The sequence below is a fragment of the Haloarcula marismortui ATCC 43049 genome, assembly GCF_000011085.1.
Lineage (GTDB): Archaea > Halobacteriota > Halobacteria > Halobacteriales > Haloarculaceae > Haloarcula > Haloarcula marismortui.
This window is the reverse complement of sequence record NC_006395.1, coordinates 284,722-301,263: the sequence shown is the minus strand read 5'-3', so window position 1 is coordinate 301,263 and position 16,542 is coordinate 284,722. Positions and strand designations below refer to the sequence as shown.

The 16,542-nt window shown below is 61.8% G+C and carries 13 protein-coding genes; 5 read left to right on the top strand and 8 right to left on the bottom strand.

The genetic code is table 11. From position 1 onward, the window contains the following. Positions 1 to 60: 60 nt before the first annotated feature. Genes RR_RS03550 through RR_RS03540 form a run of 3 tightly spaced genes read left to right on the top strand, consistent with a single transcriptional unit; the run spans position 61 to position 2,830 of the window. Positions 61 to 633, top strand: coding sequence for a helix-turn-helix transcriptional regulator (locus RR_RS03550; RefSeq protein WP_011222689.1), 573 nt, complete (start codon positions 61 to 63; stop codon positions 631 to 633). Positions 634 to 641: 8 nt separating this feature from the next. Beyond that, positions 642 to 2,396 (top strand): Nramp family divalent metal transporter, encoded by a 1,755-nt coding sequence (locus RR_RS03545; RefSeq protein ID WP_011222688.1) that lies wholly within the window; start codon positions 642 to 644, stop codon positions 2,394 to 2,396. Further along, entirely contained in the window at positions 2,384 to 2,830 is a 447-nt protein-coding gene (locus RR_RS03540) for a hypothetical protein (RefSeq protein ID WP_049938582.1), read from the top strand. The genes RR_RS03545 and RR_RS03540 overlap by 13 nt, the downstream gene beginning before the upstream one ends. A 31-nt stretch (positions 2,831 to 2,861) precedes the next feature. Here the strand turns inward: RR_RS03540 and RR_RS03535 are convergent, their stop codons facing one another. Together RR_RS03535 and RR_RS03530 are read right to left on the bottom strand one after the other, a co-directional pair. Next, entirely contained in the window at positions 2,862 to 5,906 is a 3,045-nt protein-coding gene (locus RR_RS03535) for an FAD-binding and (Fe-S)-binding domain-containing protein (RefSeq protein WP_011222686.1), read from the bottom strand. Between the two features lie 42 nt (positions 5,907 to 5,948). Then, entirely contained in the window at positions 5,949 to 7,727 is a 1,779-nt protein-coding gene (locus tag RR_RS03530) for an L-lactate permease (protein WP_011222685.1), read from the bottom strand. Between the two features lie 673 nt (positions 7,728 to 8,400). Between RR_RS03530 and RR_RS03525 the strand changes: the two genes are divergently transcribed. Beyond that, positions 8,401 to 9,141, top strand: coding sequence for a ThuA domain-containing protein (locus tag RR_RS03525; protein WP_049938635.1), 741 nt, complete (start codon positions 8,401 to 8,403; stop codon positions 9,139 to 9,141). Positions 9,142 to 9,233: 92 nt separating this feature from the next. Here RR_RS03525 and RR_RS03520 read toward each other — a convergent pair whose 3' ends face one another. Both RR_RS03520 and RR_RS03515 read right to left on the bottom strand, forming a co-directional pair. Continuing rightward, complete coding sequence (locus RR_RS03520; protein ID WP_117614917.1) at positions 9,234 to 9,782, bottom strand: hypothetical protein; 549 nt, start codon at positions 9,780 to 9,782, stop codon at positions 9,234 to 9,236. Between the two features lie 225 nt (positions 9,783 to 10,007). Beyond that, a complete protein-coding gene (locus tag RR_RS03515) occupies positions 10,008 to 10,586 on the bottom strand; it encodes an NAD(P)/FAD-dependent oxidoreductase (protein ID WP_049938634.1) in 579 nt (192 codons plus the stop codon). A 112-nt stretch (positions 10,587 to 10,698) separates the two neighbouring features. Between RR_RS03515 and RR_RS03510 the strand changes: the two genes are divergently transcribed. After that, a complete protein-coding gene (locus tag RR_RS03510) occupies positions 10,699 to 11,739 on the top strand; it encodes a zinc-dependent alcohol dehydrogenase family protein (RefSeq protein WP_049938580.1) in 1,041 nt (346 codons plus the stop codon). A 444-nt stretch (positions 11,740 to 12,183) separates the two neighbouring features. On the opposite strand, the gene RR_RS03505 is transcribed toward RR_RS03510, so the two are convergent. From RR_RS03505 to RR_RS03490, 4 genes are all read right to left on the bottom strand, one after another. Beyond that, complete coding sequence (locus tag RR_RS03505; protein ID WP_011222680.1) at positions 12,184 to 13,389, bottom strand: ABC transporter substrate-binding protein; 1,206 nt, start codon at positions 13,387 to 13,389, stop codon at positions 12,184 to 12,186. 125 nt (positions 13,390 to 13,514) lie between these two features. Then, positions 13,515 to 14,447, bottom strand: a complete 933-nt coding sequence (locus RR_RS03500) for an ABC transporter ATP-binding protein (protein WP_011222679.1) — start codon at positions 14,445 to 14,447, stop codon at positions 13,515 to 13,517. Continuing rightward, the gene (locus tag RR_RS03495; RefSeq protein ID WP_011222678.1) at positions 14,447 to 15,562 is read right to left on the bottom strand and encodes a FecCD family ABC transporter permease; all 1,116 of its coding nucleotides are present in this window, start codon (positions 15,560 to 15,562) and stop codon (positions 14,447 to 14,449) included. Before RR_RS03495 ends, RR_RS03500 begins: the two co-directional genes overlap by 1 nt. After that, positions 15,562 to 16,542 carry an NAD(P)/FAD-dependent oxidoreductase gene (locus RR_RS03490; protein WP_011222677.1) on the bottom strand — a complete coding sequence of 327 codons (981 nt, stop codon included), beginning with the start codon at positions 16,540 to 16,542 and terminating at the stop codon, positions 15,562 to 15,564. The genes RR_RS03495 and RR_RS03490 overlap by 1 nt, the downstream gene beginning before the upstream one ends.

The window sequence follows — 16,542 nt, the reverse complement described above, 5'->3', positions numbered from 1 at the left end:
TTGCTCCCGAAACGGAGGTTATGCAGAAAAGTCTATTACATACGACTGTAATGGCTACGTATGAGCAATACCGCGGACGATGGTCGGGCTGACGGGTCGCCACCGTCCACGGCAGAGTTCACACCGGAGCGAGTGCTCTCGGTGTTTCAAGATCGGGCGGACCAGGCGAAACCGTTGACGGCAACCGATGTGATGGACGCACTCGGCTGTTCCCGGAAAACGGCACACAACAAGCTCGACGTACTCGTGGAACGAGGGGATCTGGAAACGCGGAAAGTCGGGGCACGGAGTCGGGTCTGGTGGATCCCGTTCTCCCAGCTTGTCGGCTCGGGCGCGGAACCCCAACAGGGACGAGAGCCCCCGGTCGAGCACAGCATCGCCGACGCGGACCTGCCGGGGACGGGGGATGTACTCGACGACCGGCGTGCGGCGCTACGGGCTGCGTACGACTATCTCCGCGAAAACCCCGACACCGATGCCGGGAAACTCATTACCGAAGTGTTTCAGGAGCATCCGGCGGGGTACAAGACCGCTGACGAGTGGTGGGACGCTATCGGGCCTGCGCTGGAGGACCTCCCACAGGTTGACCTGGCTGTCGACCACGGACACGTCTGGCACTACGTCGGTGGGTGAGTTCACCGATGCCAGAGGAAAAGCCGACGGAACAGTCGGACGTAGCGGAAGAGACGGAGTCGGAGACAGCAGAGGTGTACGCCTCCCGTAAAGAGCAGCGCTACCCAATCTCCTCGTACACCCCGGTCGCATACGATAACCTCGAGGCGGCACCGGAGAGCGACGACCATCCAGACACGGGGACCGGCGGGCGGTTCAGAGAACTCTCGTTGCCGAAAGTACCGAAGCTCCGCCATGTCGTGGGTCCCAGCGCGATCATGCTCGGGGCGTCGCTCGGCAGCGGTGAGACGCTGTTCTGGCCACATCTGGTCGCCAGCTACGGGTGGGGGCTGTACTGGCTGTTCCTCGTGGCCGTCTGTCTCCACTTTGTCATCAACACAGAGATACAGCGATGGACCCTTGCGACCGGTGAAAGCGTGTTTCGAGCGTTCGAGCGAGTGCACCCGGTCCTCCCACTAGCCATGCTTATAGGCGGGTTCGTCAGTCTCGGCTGGCCAGGGTGGGCTGCGAGCGCCGCACGAATCGGGGCCGAAGGGCTCGCCCTCGGCACGTACGACTTCGCCGGCGTCGACATCGTTGGCTGGCGACTGTTCGGCATCGGGCTCATGGTGTTCATCTGGGTCACATACCAGGTGACGCCGCTGATGTACAACGTCGTCGAGAGCCTCCAGCTAATCCTGGTGGCCTTGTCGATTGCGTTCACACTGCTGCTGTTCGTTCTCATCGGGTCGCTTGACGTACTGGTCAGCGTCCCGGAGAGCCTGACGGAAGTCGGCGACTACTCACCGGTCGGAACCATCGCTGTGCTGGTCGGGGCGCTGGCCTACGCCGGCGCGGGCGGCTACCTCAATCTCTCACAGAGCCTCTGGATACGGGAGAAAGGCTACGGAATGGGTCGGTATCAGGGCCGAATCAAGAACCCCTTCGCCGGCGACGACCCCGAGACGGTTCACGAGGACGGGTTCACGTTCACCCCGGACACGCAGAACCTCAAACGGTGGCGGGGCTGGTGGCGCGTGACACAGTTAGAACACCTGTTGACCTTCCTGCTGGGCCTCCTGCTGGTCACGACGATGCTGGTCGTCATCGCGGTGTCACAGGCACCGGGGGCGACGAGTGACGCAGTCGATATGTGGCTCATCGAGATTGCGCCGTCGGTCGGCGGGTTCACGACGAGCGTCATCTACGTCACACTGTTTCTCGCCCTGTTCACGACCGAATACGCGATTATCGAGTCGTTCGTCCGGAACAGCTCCGATATTATCTACGAGCTGTACGGTCGGGAGGCGGGCTGGAGTCTGCCACGACTGTTCTGGGGACTCCTGACCGTCTTCTGTGGCTGGGGCGTGCTCATCCTCACCCTGCCGATATCGATATCCGACCCCTTCGGATTGCTCGTCGTTGGGGCGTCGATGTCCGGGTTATTGATGTGGCCGTACATCGTCATCGTCCAGCTCGTCAATACAGTCCGGCTCCCGGAGCACACAATGCCGGGCTGGGGTCGGATCGCCGCAATGTGGGTCGCAGCCGCGTTTTTCGGCTATTTCAGCGTCCTCCTGATTGGAACTGGGCTGGCGACACGGCTGGGATTACAGATGTTCGCCGTGCAGACGACCGTACTCGGCAGTGCACCGGGCGGGTACGCCCTCTGGGCGGTCTTCCTACTCGTCCAGGTGTATACGATGTATCGGGTGGGACGTGCGAAGGTTGCCTCAGACGGAACGGTCGCTGACGCGGCCACTGCGAAAGGGTGGTTCTCGTGACCGATGAACTCCGCGTCCACTTGCATTACACGATGCGCGGCTCGTACCCGCTCCGGCTTATCGACGTGTTGTTCTGTACGGAGCGAGCCTACTTCGTCGAGTACGACTATCTGACCCCCGTCGACCTGTTGTTCGGGTCGCCGGACCAGCGGGCTGCCGCATTCGCGTCACAGGTGGTCGAGGAGGGCGTCCCCGCGGCCATCGAGACAGCCGAACAGGTCGAAACGCAGTCATACGACGCACTCGACAGCGTCGATATCCACACGGGTGGCCGAATCGGTCGGCCGAAAATCACCGCACAGCCCCGGACAGACTCCGCGACGACGGTTCGCGTCCACGGTCAGTTCGACCCCGAACCGTTCACACAGGCGCTTCGGGCAACAGTTGACGGGCACGACGTCACGGTCAGGCAGAAAGACGGGTTTGGGTTCTGATCACTGCCGGGGGTTGTCGCTGCATACCCGGTTACTGGATCGCCGCTGCAACCATCTCGATGGGATGTGGCGGCTCAGTCTCGCCATCGCCGAAATCGTCGATCTGGGACCGGCAGGATGCGCCGGGTGCGACGACTTGCTCAGCAGGGGAGTCGTCTATCTGTCCCAGCAGGAGGTCCGCGATACCCTCGCTCATCGAGTAGTGTTCGGCCTCGTAGCCGAAACTGCCGGCCATGCCACAACAGCCCGAATCAAGCGGGTCGACAGCATATCCGGCCCGGCGCAGAACGCCGACAGCGTGGTGGTCTTTCTTCGTCGCCTTCTGGTGGCAGTGGCCGTGGTACGCCAGCGAGTCGCCCGATTCGTCGAAGGGGATCGTCTCTCCCAGCCGGTACGTGTCGAGATACTCGCAGATGCCGTACGTGTTCTCCGCGACGGTATCGACATCGTCGCCGGAGAGCAGGTCACAGTAGTCGACCTGATACATGACTGCGTCGGAAGGTTCGATAGTGACCACGTCCCAGCCGTCGCGGATTCGTGGCGCGAGCGCGTCCACGTTCGCCTGTGCCGTCTCGCGGGCGTGGTCCAGCATACTCTTGGAGAACGCGGGACGACCGCTGTCGGTCACACCGTCAGGCACGACCACGTGGACGCCCGCCGCCTCCAGCACTTCTACGGCGGCCTTCCCGACGTCCGGGTGGCTATAGTTCGTGTAGGGGTCGGCAAGCAAGAGCGCCTTTCGGTCAGCTTTGCTCGCCGCGACCATTGCGCCGCCGCGGTCAGCCCACCAGTCCCGGAACGTGGTCCGGTGGAAGCCGGGTAGCGTCCGCTCTTCCGTGATACCGACCGTTTTCTCCATGAGCAGTCCCGAGCCCGGCAGGTCCATCAGCCAGTTCGACACCGGGGCGAACGTGCTTCCCAGCGAGAGCACTGTCTCGACGTTGGCGAACAGCCGGTCACGAAGCGAAATACCCTCTCGCTGGTGATGTTCGTGGACCACCTCGGCCTTGAGCTTCGCCATGTCAACGCCGCTCGGACAGTCCTTTTTGCAGCCCTTACAGCCGATACAGAGGTCCAGAACTTCCGTGACGAACTCCTCCTCGAAGGGGTCGTCCGGAAGGTCACCGTCCATCGCCGACCGGAGCATGTTCGCCCGGCCGCGAGTGCTCGTGATTTCCTCCTCTGCGGCGCGGTAGGTCGGACACATGACGCCGCCGGTAGTCTCCTGATGGCCGGTACAGCCCGCACAGCCGTGACAGAGTTCGACCATCCCCTGGAACCCGTTCTCGTTGTCCCAGTCGAGTGCGGGGTCGAAGCCCGCGTCGAACTCGTAGTCGGGGTCGTACCGGAGATTCTCAGCCGGGTCGTGCTCACCACAGATGTTGCCCGGGTTCAGCCGCCAGTCAGGGTCGAACGCCGACTTCAGGTCGCGGAACGTCTCCCAGAGGTCGTCGCCGTAGAGCTTGCGGTTCCACTGGGTTCGGGCGCGACCGTCGCCGTGTTCACCCGACACGGACCCATCGTACTGGACGACAAGGTCAGTGATAGCGTCGGAGATGGCCTCCATCGTCTCGATGCCATCGCCGGATTTCAGGTTCAATAGCGGCCTGATGTGCAGGACGCCGGGGCCGGCGTGGGCGTAGTAGGAGGCGAACGTGTCGTGCTCGTCGAACAACTCCCGGATGTCGGCGATGTATTCCGGGAGATTCTCGGCCGGGACCGCCGTATCCTCGACGAACGGCCAGTGCTTGTCGTCACCAGTCCGCGACAGGAGGATCGGCAACCCAGCCTTGCGCATCTTCCAGAACTTCGCCTGTCGGTCCGCGTCGTATGCCTCCAGCGCATCGACAGCGTGGACTGGGGCATCGGTAACCGAACTCGCCTCCTCGCTCGGGGACTCTCTGGCGTCGTAGCCCGGGAGTCGGTCAGCGAGCAGGTCGGCGACCTTCTGAGCGCCATCATCAGGCGAATCGGCGTAGAACTCGACAAGCAGCGTCGAATCCGTCTCTTCGGGGAGCATACTGACGACGTCGGCGAACTCTGGCGTCTCCGCGGCAAGGTCCAGAAGCACGTCGTCCATCACCTCGACGGCCGATGGGTCATGGTCGAGAATCGGGGCGACGTCTTGCATCGCCGAGATGATGTCGTCGTAGGTCAGCATGGCGACGGCCGTAGCGTCGGGAACGGGTTCGAGCGAGACTATCGCCTCAGTGACAACAGCCAGTGTCCCTTCGCTCCCGGCGAGCAAGCGGGCAAGGTTGACTTCGCCGCGTTCCCTGGCGCTGTCGACCAGTTCATCCAGATTATATCCCGAGACGTTGCGCTTGAGCTCCGGATATCTGGCGTCTATCTCCGTCGCGTCCTCCGAGAGGATCTTCGCGACTTCGGCGTAAATCCGGGTTTCGAGGTCGGCGTCCGGGCCGGCCTCGGCTGCCCGCGCTTCGATGTCCTCGACGTCCACCCAGCCGAAAGTCGTCCGGGTTCCGTCCGCGAGGACGACCTCGCACTCCTCGATATAGGCGTCTGTCTTGCCGTATTTTAGCGAGTGCGCGCCGGTCGTGTTGTTCCCGATTGCACCGCCGAGAACACTCTTGTCACCCCACGCGGGGTCCGGCGCGAACTTCAGGCCGTGGGGTTCGAGCCGGTCGTTGAGACGGGCGATGGTGATACCGGCCTGTGCCCGGGCCCGCCTGGCCTCAGGATCGACCGACAGCGTCTCGTCCATGTACCGCTTGAAATCGAGGACGACCGCCTCATTGACGGCCTGCCCGGCGAGACTGGTCCCGCCGCCCCGTGGAAGCACCGGAATATCCTCCGCGGCGCAGTACTCCATCACCGCGACCACGTCCTCGGTCGAGACCGGCGAGACGACGCCGATGGGGAGCTGTTCGTACGCGCTCGCGTCGGTTGCGAACAGCTCACGAGTGTACGTGTCGAAGCGTACGTCGCCGTCCACGCGCTGCTCCAGCGCCGAAACAAGGTCCGGTCGATTGACGCTGTCGCCCTGATAGTCGTAGTTCGCGCTCGGGTCTGTCGCCGGGTCACGTTGCTCGGGGAGTCGGGAATCGTATGCCATGAGTAGGGAGTAGGTGGAGGGTAGGTGGGTAGGTGAGTCGGGTTAGAACGCGCCCGGAGCCACGACGTAGGCGAGAATGAGCGTCAGTATGCCCGTGAACACGCCGTAGTACAGCACCGGAATCAGTTCGAGGCGGATGACACGCCCCTCCTCGCCAATAAGGCCGACCACCGTGAGGGCGGCGACCACGTTGTGAATCGCGATGAGATTGCCGATTGCGCCGCCGACCGCCTGTGCGGCAACGACGATCTGGGTCGGCGCGCCGATCTGCTGTGCGGCCTGGAACTGGAACAGCCCGAACAGGATGTCGCTGACAGTGTTCGAACCGGCGATGAACGCGCCGAACGCGCCGATGAAGCCCGAGAAGAACGGGAACATCTGGCCGGTCCCACTTGCCGTGATTTCGGACAACAGACCGAGCATCCCGGAGTTGATCGGCGCGGTCTCCAGCACGATTGCACTACCGGTCCGCTGCATGATCATGACCGTTGCGACCGCGAACCACAGCGCGACGACAGCCGGTGCAATGTTCCGAAGCGCCTCACTCCACGAGGCCTTGATTTCGTCGGTGGACATCCCGTGGAGCGCGTAGGTAATCACGGCAACCAGCACGAAGAGGCTCCCCGGGAGGTAGAACATCTCGACGCCCTCCGAGAACGGCGTGCCAAGGATGTTGTTCCACATGAGAACGCCGTTGGTCGCCAGGAACTCCTGAACCGGACTGACGACGCGGGTCACGACGAGCAACGCGGCGACGAGGAGGTACGGCAGCCAGGCCATACCCAGCGACATGTCCTGCGAGTGCGAGTCTTCAAACGTTGCCGTGCCACCGTCGGCTGCAACAGTTCCCTCTCGGCTCCCGCCCGACGTGGTGCCGACACCCTCTCCGGGTTCAATGCTGCCGATCCAGTGGTCCGGCCACTGGGCCTGCGGGCCGAAGTCCCATTCCTCATCGGGGAGGAAGTAGCCAGCTCGCAGCGTCGTCGTGACCACGAGCAGCCCGACCATCGCACCCAGCAGCGCCGGGAACGTCGGGCCGAGGAAGTACGCGGTAGCGACGTACGGAATGGCAAAGGAAGCCCACGCGAATAGGCACAGCGGCAGGACTTCGAGCGCAGGCTTGATCGACCGCTCCTCGCCGAAGAACCGGGTCATCATCGCCACGCCGATGAACGGGATGGCGATGCCAACGATAGCGTGGATGAGCGCCGCCCACACGCCAATCTGGGCGACGTAGGCACCGACGCTCGCGAAGCCACCCTGCTGAAGCACCTGCTGTGAGGCGCCCGTGCCCTCCGCGAACACCACGTCACGCAGTCCGATGATCAGCGGCGTCCCGACCGCACCGAAGGTGATTGCGAGGATATTCCCCGTGAGCGCAACGACCACTGCGGCCAGTGGCGGGAAGCCCAGACCGACCAGCAGCGGGCCAACAATGGCTGCGGGCGTCCCGAAGCCAGCCGCGCCCTCGATGAACGACCCCATGAGGAAGACGAGCAGGATGACCTGTACGCGCCGGTCGTCGCTAATCGAGGAGAACCCTGCGTTGATGACCTCGAACGCACCGGACTGTTTCAGCGTGTACAGCAGGAGTATCGCCCCAAAGACGATGACAAGAATTCTGGTCGCTGTCAGCGCCCCACGTATTGATGCGGCGGCGATCAGCGTAGGGGACATCTGCCAGCCGACGAAAGCGGCGATGGCCGCCACCGCCCACGCGATAGGCATCGTCCGTGTCGCGGGCTGGTACAGCCCGACCATCAGCACCGCAATCGTCGCCAGTGGTAGCAGTGCCATCAACACCAGTGTGTGTTCAGACATTGGTTCTCACCCCCGCAATCTGTTCGTCCGGACAGGCCGAACTTCCACCAGCCACCCGCTCCGGGAGGCGATGTCGGACTCTCATTTCGGCACCACCTCGCTACGCAGGTCTATCGCTCGAAACCTTCCGATACAGCGGTTTCTGGTAGGGTGCATCAATCACGCCGTCTGGCAGGGAGTATTTATACTTATCTACTGTTTACATCATCATCTATTCAGAATAGCGGTGGAATAGAAGCGAGAAGCCCTGACGGGACAAAATACAGGGTTTATCATGTGTGTCTGGGTGGAATGGAGTACAGTCGTGTGTATCCGGTATAACCGTGCTTTACGCCGCGATTACACTCAACTGTACTCCTACAGCAGCACCATACAGTCGTCTGTATCTGGCCGTTTCAGGGCGTTATTCACAGTCCTGTGGATACGGTTGGAAATCGGGTCGTATCAGGGGCCAACGTTGCGGCTGTTATGGCCACCGTGGCGCGGCGCTGGCGCGCGGTGGGATAATCCGGATGCTCAGGACCAAGATACACAAAACCGTATCTGAGGCAGCTAAATCTCTTCTGGAGGATTCCCGATGAATGCCCAACAGAGGCGAACCCGGTTGGCATCCACTAATCGTACGGATTGCCGCTTGGCGAACGCCGTTACGGCGGAGGAGGAAATCACGACTATGACACGCGTCACGGTCTGGAACGAGAACGTCCACGAACAGGAACACGAAGCTGTCGCGGACCTCTACCCAGACGGGATTCACGGCACTATCGCCACAGCACTAGCAGAACGCGGGTTCGACACGGAAACCGCGACGCTTCAGGAGCCTGAACACGGGCTCACCGGGGATGTACTGGCAGAAACGGATGTTCTGACCTGGTGGGGCCACGCCGCGCACGACGAAGTTGCTGACGAGGTTGTCGCCCGAGTGAAAGAGCGGGTCCTCGACGGCATGGGGCTCATCGTCCTCCACTCAGGCCACTATTCCAAGATCTTCCGCGAACTGATGGGAACGACCTGCAGCCTCAAATGGCGCGAAGCCGCCGAAACCGAGCGCCTGTGGGTCGTCGAGCCAGGCCATCCAATCGCCGATGGCATCGACGAGTACATCGAACTCCCAGAAACCGAGATGTACGGCGAGCGCTTCGACATCCCCGCGCCGGACACGCTCGTGTTTAATTCCTGGTTCGAGGGCGGCGAGGTGTTCCGGTCAGGATGTTGCTACCGCCGCGGGGCAGGCCGAATATTCTATTTCCGGCCGGGCCACGAGACCTATCCAATTTACCACAACGACGCGGTCCAGCAGGTCCTCGCCAATGCCTGCGAGTGGGCCGCGGCCGGAGATGGTCCGGAGCCATCGTTTGGCAACGCTGACCCGATTGAGGACATTGACGAAAGCGACGAGCGGTCAGTCCACTGATTTCGGCGTAGGCTTAGCGGAATCGTATATCGTCGAGGTGTGTTTACATCCTATTACACTGAATTCATACAGCCGTGGACTCCATGCAGTCACTATGGAAACGCGGGCTGTGTTTTCTCTCGCCATCGTTCAGTGTTTCCCAGGTGGTTTACATCGAGTTGCACCCCAGTCGGAAGTGCCGATTCGAGATGGTCGAACAGCAGGTCAAGCGATGTCTCGACTGGCGACAACACCCGCCACCGGTACGCACCCCCGGTGCGTTCCGATTCGAAGACGACACCGTCGCCGATATAATCGGTAACGACAGCAGGCACCGCACAACACCGGTCAATCCGGGCGTGATACGTATATACAATTCTGGCAGCCGGCTGCCGGTCGAGAACCTGGTATTCTCGCGTCCCAGAGCAGCCGTGTTCGTCGAGACACTCGTTACAGCGTTCGTCGTTGAGAAAGACTTCATCAAACGCGGGGATAGCGTCAGCGGGACCGTCTACATGATCGATGCGCCACATGGCGTTTTCAGTCACGGTACACGTGGCGTTCCGGAGTCGTAGCGTCGGGTACTGGTGAAACAGGTCCATTACCGGATCGGCACCCACAGTGAACCTGAGGGTGAACGCGAACTCCTTCACAGCAACCACATCGCTCTACGCTCCCATAGTGAATCAGTGGATAATACGGCCAGCCGGGTCGGCGGTCTCGAACCGGCTGCAGCGACGTGATACAGTCCCAATGGCGCAGTTTACGCACCTGCTTAGTACCGGATTGAACCGGCGTCGAACACGGCCCGGACCCGTCAGTCAATGGCCGATAGAACGGTGCTGGATGGGTAGCAATGAGAGACCCGTCCCGAGCCGTTTCGGGGTCTACTCTTCGGGACCGAACATCGCGTCGGCGTCGGCAGGCGTATCGAAGTCGTGGAAGTGCTCTCCCTCCTCCTTCGTGAGAATGTTCAGCGCCGCCGCCGCGCCGTCGCCAGCGGAGATGACAGCCTGCCACTCCTCCGCTCGGACCATTCCCCCTGTCGCGTAGGCGTCATCGACACTCGTCTCCATTGTCACGTCCACGTCAACGACATCTTCAGCGGTCATCTCACAGCCAAGCGACGCAGCGAGGTCACGGTTGGCACCCGTCGCGAGGACGAGGTAGGGTGCTTCGTACGTCTCGTCCTCAGTTGCGACCTCGAATCCGCTGTCAGCTTGGTGCACGTCAGTCACCTCTGTACCCTGCTTTCTGTTGACGCCGAAGCTATCCACCTGTGTCCGGGCGGTTTCCATGAACGCGGACCCGTCCTGAGAACCTACCCCAAGATAGTTGAACAGGTGTGCCTTGTGCATCCAGGTCCCGTCAGTGTCGAAGACTGTCGTTTCCAGGCCGTTTTTCTGTGCAAACAGTGCCGCACTCAGGCCGGCGGGACCACCACCGACAATAAGAACGTCCGTCATGTTTCTGTATTTATATTCCATCTTTGGTAATTGTTTTCATCCAATAACACGGCCGGGCGGATGCGACAGACGGCATGAGAACGGTTTTCCACAGCCGACCCGAAACGGATCTATGCGCGCAGCCATCTACCGTGGCCCCGGTGATATCACCGTCGAAGAGGTTCCCCGACCCGAAATCGAATCGCCAACTGACGCGATTGTACGCGTGACCCACACTGCCGTCTGTGGCTCCGACCTGTGGTTCTACCGCGGCCAGAGCGACCGTGAAGAGGGCTCCCGCGTCGGCCACGAACCGATGGGTATCGTCGAGGAAGTCGGCGACGACGTGCGCTCAGTCGAACCCGGCGACCGGGTGTTCGCCCCGTTCGTCGTCAGCTGTGGCCGGTGTGAGTTCTGTCGGAAGGGACTGCACACGTCCTGTGTCAACGGCGACTCATGGGGCGGCGACAACGGCGGCGGCCAGGGCGAGTACGTCCGAGCAACGGAAGCCGACGGGACGCTCGTCCGCGTCCCAGACCGCCACGCCGACGACGAGGACACGCTGGAAGCGATTCTGCCGCTGACAGACGTGATGGGAACGGGCCACCACGCGGCGGTAAGCGCCGGTGTCAGTGAAGGCGACACCTGTATCGTCGTCGGCGACGGGGCCGTTGGACTATGTGGCGTTCTCGCGGCGCGACGCCTCGGTGCGGAACGCATCATCGCGATGGGGCACCACGAGGACCGCCTCGAACTCGCTGAGTCGTTCGGTGCGACAGAGACCGTCGCCGCCCGTGGTCAGGACGCCGTCGACGCCGCGGACGACCTGACTAACGGCGGTGCAAATCACGTCCTCGAATGTGTCGGTGCGGCCTCGGCAATGGAGACCGCTATCGATGTCTGTCGTCCTGGCGGGACCGTCGGCTACGTCGGCGTCCCACACGGCCTCGATGATTCCGGATTGGACATGTTCTCGCTGTTCGGCGATAACATCGGGCTCAACGGTGGCATCGCACCGGTTCGTGCCTACGCCGATGAACTGCTGGCCGATGTGCTGCAGGGCACGCTTGACCCGTCACCGATCTTCACGAAAACAGTCGACCTCAACGGCGTTCCAGAAGGGTATCAGGCGATGGACGAGCGCGAGGCGATCAAAGTTCTCGTCAAGCTGTAATCAATCCGCACTGGTTTGCAGCCACACAAATCGCTGCATTACTTGACAGACGTTTGTGGCTAATGGTAAAACAATGTCCACGGAGCAGGCCTCTGTGTGGCTAGTGTTATCGTTCTATACGAGTGCAAGGCCCGGAATGGCGCTAGACTAGCTTTCCGCACGACCGACAGCGAGGGCTGTCAGCCGACGGGTCGTAAGCGAGTGCAACGTCGTTGCAGTGACGGCAATATCGGTCGGAGCCAGTGGTGTATGAGTGCGTGTTTCCTTCGTGTACTAACATATGTTAGTGGATGGCACGGTACTATAAAACTTTTCTGGACAAGTAGATGGCTATACCCTTATATTCCATATATACTGCTAACAATTGTGTCTTTTGCAGTTCATTCATCCAGATAATCTAGCTTCTTCCTCAATACTGTTGTTCAGGAGTTTGGATAGTGACAGTTAGATGTCGCCGTTCACGATGTCCGCGACCCGCTGGCGGTCGAACAGCTGTTCTTCGGGCGGAATCTCGGGATACGGCCCCTCGGTGTAGGTTGGCCACTCGCCGAACTGCTCGGGATACAGTTGTTTTGCGGTCATCTCCAACTGGAAGAGATGCAGTATCGGGCCCTGATATCTCGCCCCCTGGGGGTAGATCCGGTCGGTCTGTACGGCCGTGATTTCCGACCCAACTGGGTCGGATTTGAACGCCTCCCGTCGCTTCGGAAGGTTCGTACTCGGTTCAAATCCGCCGAGGTGCAGAATGATGTCCGGGTCAGCCTCGAGGAGCGTTTCGAAGTCGACCACTGAGTTCGTCTCCACCGAGCCCTCGAAGGCGTCCCGTGCACCGAATGGGCGAGTGTGTGCGGTCAGGAACCCGGGGTTGTCAAGCGTGTACGCGTATATCTCGTCAAGGTCAGCCGCGGCGAGCATCACTGCCGACGGGCGTTCCGACTCAGGTGGCAAGTTCGCGTCGATGGTCGAGCGCATTTCGTCGTGGATGGCCGCGAGCGCCTCGTAGCGGGCCTGTTCCTGAAACGCCTCGGCCACAAGTTCGAACTGCTCCCAGAGGGTGTAGTACTCGTAGTTCGCCCATCCGGACGGAGGTTCGGCGTGTCGGTCACTCAGTGAGTTGCCAAACCAGGGCGAGACGTTGGTAGCGATCTCCTCGAAGTCCTCCCGACCCCAGCTGTCCTGTTTAGCGATCCAAGCCGGGTCTGCCAGGTGGATATCGCTGTCCAGTTCGTACAGTTTCTCCTTGCTCGGTTTCCACGAGGAGTACAACCCGGTCCAGTCCAGCGACACCCCCGGCAGCCGTTCGACGAACTGGTTCCATAGCCCACTGTAGTACTCTGGGGCGTGCATAGCCGTGACGGTATCTCCATGCCCCAGCGCAAACGCCATGTCGGCGTGGTGTGTGAGCCGCGTAAAGACGGTCTCCGGTGGCGAGTCGAACGTCACTTCTCCCGTTGGTGACATCGACACGGCGTACGAGCCGTTCCCAGTGGGTGTGTCCGTCTCCGCCTCTGACTCCGTCCGTGTTGTCCCGACTCCCTGCTCGGCGTCACTGGTGCATCCCGCAAGCAATCCAGCGCTGAGAACCGTTCCCCCGTATTTCACGTACTCTCTCCGCGTCGGTGTCTCGGTGTCTGTGGTGTCGTCAGCCATTGTTTTAGGCTAACCTAAAAATTATATAGTTGTTCCGGTTCACCGAGCCAGAACAATCCGGTTTCAAACGCGGACTCCAGCGTCCGCGTCAAGAATCCGTCGGGCAGGGTCCAATTTCGTGGCTCCTATTCGGCAACGACTTCTTCGGCGCGGTCCGACTCAGCAGTATCGCCACCACCAGTGTGGTCGTCACCATCGTGGCGGGCCCGGATTGGATTCACGCGCGGTCCGCGTGGCGTGGCCGAGACCTCTGCCTCGATTTCGAAAACATCCGCGAGTAGTTGCTCCGTGACCACATCTTCGGGTCGTCCCCGAGCCTGTATCTCGCCGTCTTTGAGTGCGACCATCCGGTCAGCGAGGCGGGCCGCCTGCTCGAGGTCGTGCAGGACGACCACGATGGTGATATCGCTCTCATCGCGGAGCGTTTCGATTATTTCCATCACCTCAAGCTGGTGGTGCAGGTCAAGGAACGTCGTCGGCTCATCGAGCAAGAGCACGTCAGTGTCCTGTGCGAGAACCATCGCGATCCAGGCGAGTTGCTTCTGACCGCCACTGAGGCTACCGACTTCGCGCTCACGGATGTGTCCACAGCCGGCCAGGTCAATCGCCCGCTCGACGGCGGCCTCGTCTTCTTCGGTGACACTGTCGAAGAACCCCCGGTGTGGGTACCGACCGTGGTACACCAGATCCTCGACCGAGATGCTGTTTGGCGACGTACTCTCCTGAGAGAGCAGGCCGAGCTTCCGAGCGATCGCTTTGGTCTCCAGTGTCTGGATGTCTTGCCCGTCCAGCAGTACCGATCCGGCTTCCGGTTCGAGCTGATTTGCGAGGCCTTTCAGCAGCGTGCTCTTGCCCGACCCGTTCGGGCCGACGAGCGCAGTCACGGCCCCGGGTTCGGCGGTGATCGATTCACCGTCGATGACCGGTTCATCCGTCCCGGAGTACGAAAGCACCACATCGTCGCCGACCAGCGGCCGGTCCCGGTGACTGGACTGGGACCCAGCAGCGGTGTCATTGACCGTAGCGATACCGTCCGAGTTGGAGTTGTCCTGTGACATTAGATCTCACCCATCTGTTCCTGTCGCCGCATCAGGTAGAGGAAGTACGGCCCGCCGACGACGCCAGTGACGACGCCGACTGGAACCTGTGCGGGGCTCAGGGCCAGCCGTGCACCAACGTCCGCAACGACCATCAACGCCGGCCCGACGAACACGCAGCCGATGAGGAGCCGGCGGTAGTCGCTCCCGACGATGAGTCTGACGATGTGGGGGACCACGAGGCCGAAGAACCCGATGATCCCCGCAACGGAGATTGCCGTACTGGCCGCCAGAATGGCAACCGCGGACAGCATGAACCGGACCCGCTCGACACTCATCCCGAGCGAACTCGCGGTCTCTTCTCCGAGCAGGAGGAGGTTCAGCTGTCGTGCGCCCGCCAGCGCGAGGAGCGTCGCGGCCAGCGTCGGGATGACAGCGATGCGAAACTCCTCCCAGCCGACGCCCGTTAGCGACCCGGTAATCCAGGCCAGCGCCGACTGGACAACGCCCAAGTCGTCGGCGAAGAAGAACAGCCCCCGCTGGAGGGAGGTAAACACCATGTTGACGATGACACCAGCAAGGACCAGTCTGACCGGGCTCGTTCCGCCCTGCCACGCGATCATGTACACGAGCAGGAACGCGATGGAGCCACCGACCGCGGCAAACAGCGGGAGGAACGGAGCGAGACTGCTGAACAGAACGAGGGTCAGCAGTACGGTGAGCCCCGCCCCGGAACTCACGCCCAGTATGAACGGGCTCGCCAGTTCGTTTCTCGTGACGGCCTGGAATATCGCCCCGGAAACGGCGAGACACATCCCCGCAAGCACGGCGACGATTACCCGCGGCATCCGAATGTTCCACACGATGAGCGTCCGTTTCGGCAGTTCGGGAAGCTCGGCCCCGAAGAAAAACGACTGCCACGCCTGAACACTGAACCACACCTTCGGGTCGAACACGGCCTGCCACGCCTCGAGGATGGTCATCGAATACGCCCCGAAGCTCACCTGCAGGAGCCCGGCCACAAAGGCGACGGCAACGCTCGCGACACATAGCCCGAACAGGGACCCATCGAGAGTGTCGAGCCAGGTCCTGGCCCGTGACAACACGTCGGTGGCCCCCCGTGTCTCGCTGACCATTACTCGCCCACCTCCGCGAGTCCGTCGCTCGCGCCGAGGTAGTCCCGGATCGTTTCGTCATCTATTGCATCGAGAACGGCGGTCTGGTCGAGCCCCGAAACGACCGCTTCGGGGCTCAAGTAGCCCGCCAGTGTTTCCTGGCCTGTTTCGGTCCGGTCGGCTATTTCCTCGGGCGAGATATACGACGACCGTCGTTCGTCGATGACCGCCTCACGGACCCGCTGGAAGCGGTCCGACCCCGGTTCGACGGGGGCGTCCTCGGCGTACCGGTCGTCGAAATATTCGACCCAGGTCGATCGTTCGGTCCATTCGTCGTCGAGTTCAGCCCTCCGTCGGACCCAGTCCACTCCATCAGCGACAGACTCCCACCAGCCGTCGTCGATTCTCGTATCCGCGATCACCCGACGTGCGACCCGTGCGCCCCGGCCGGCCGCAATGATCGCCTGCATGTCCGCCGCCTCGGACGGTGAGGCAACGTAGAGACCCGGAACCGGTGTCGTGCCGTCGGCGTCGGCGTACGTGTTGTCGAAGGCTTCGTGTTCCTCGCCGTCGTGTTCGTACGTCTCGAACATCGCTGCGTCGTCGTCAAGACCGCGCATATACTCGCCGTCGTAGCGGGTCGCCGCGATGACCCGCTGAGTCGTGGCGGTCTCCCCGTCCTGCGTTTCAACGACGAATCCCTCCCCGGCATCGGTTCTGTCGAGCGATTCGACCAGCTCGGAGACGATGGAACAACCGGCAGTTTCGGCGTGGTCCTGAATGCGGTCGTACAGCGTCTCGACGTCGATACCGGCCGGGAAACCGAGGTAGTTTTCGAGGTAGGCACAGCGCTTGAGCGACGACCGGCCGCGGTCGTAGATGACCGTATCGAGGCCCGCTCTGGCCGTGAACACCCCCGCCGAACAACCGGCTGGACCGCCCCCGACGATGATGACATCGTGGTCGAACGTCGTCCCCGTCCGGTTCCCCACTGCCACCAT

Excerpts from the sequence above, each read along its gene's own strand:
- RR_RS03550 (WP_011222689.1), top strand. The coding sequence starts at position 61 with ATGAGCAATACCGCGGACGATGGTCGGGCTGACGGGTCGCCACCGTCC.
- RR_RS03545 (WP_011222688.1), top strand. The coding sequence starts at position 642 with ATGCCAGAGGAAAAGCCGACGGAACAGTCGGACGTAGCGGAAGAGACG.
- RR_RS03535 (WP_011222686.1), bottom strand. The coding sequence starts at position 5,906 with ATGGCATACGATTCCCGACTCCCCGAGCAACGTGACCCGGCGACAGAC.
- RR_RS03530 (WP_011222685.1), bottom strand. The coding sequence starts at position 7,727 with ATGTCTGAACACACACTGGTGTTGATGGCACTGCTACCACTGGCGACG.
- RR_RS03525 (WP_049938635.1), top strand. The coding sequence starts at position 8,401 with ATGACACGCGTCACGGTCTGGAACGAGAACGTCCACGAACAGGAACAC.
- RR_RS03515 (WP_049938634.1), bottom strand. The coding sequence starts at position 10,586 with ATGACGGACGTTCTTATTGTCGGTGGTGGTCCCGCCGGCCTGAGTGCG.
- RR_RS03510 (WP_049938580.1), top strand. The coding sequence starts at position 10,699 with ATGCGCGCAGCCATCTACCGTGGCCCCGGTGATATCACCGTCGAAGAG.
- RR_RS03505 (WP_011222680.1), bottom strand. The coding sequence starts at position 13,389 with ATGGCTGACGACACCACAGACACCGAGACACCGACGCGGAGAGAGTAC.
- RR_RS03500 (WP_011222679.1), bottom strand. The coding sequence starts at position 14,447 with ATGTCACAGGACAACTCCAACTCGGACGGTATCGCTACGGTCAATGAC.
- RR_RS03495 (WP_011222678.1), bottom strand. The coding sequence starts at position 15,562 with ATGGTCAGCGAGACACGGGGGGCCACCGACGTGTTGTCACGGGCCAGG.
- RR_RS03490 (WP_011222677.1), bottom strand. The coding sequence starts at position 16,542 with ATGGTGGCAGTGGGGAACCGGACGGGGACGACGTTCGACCACGATGTC.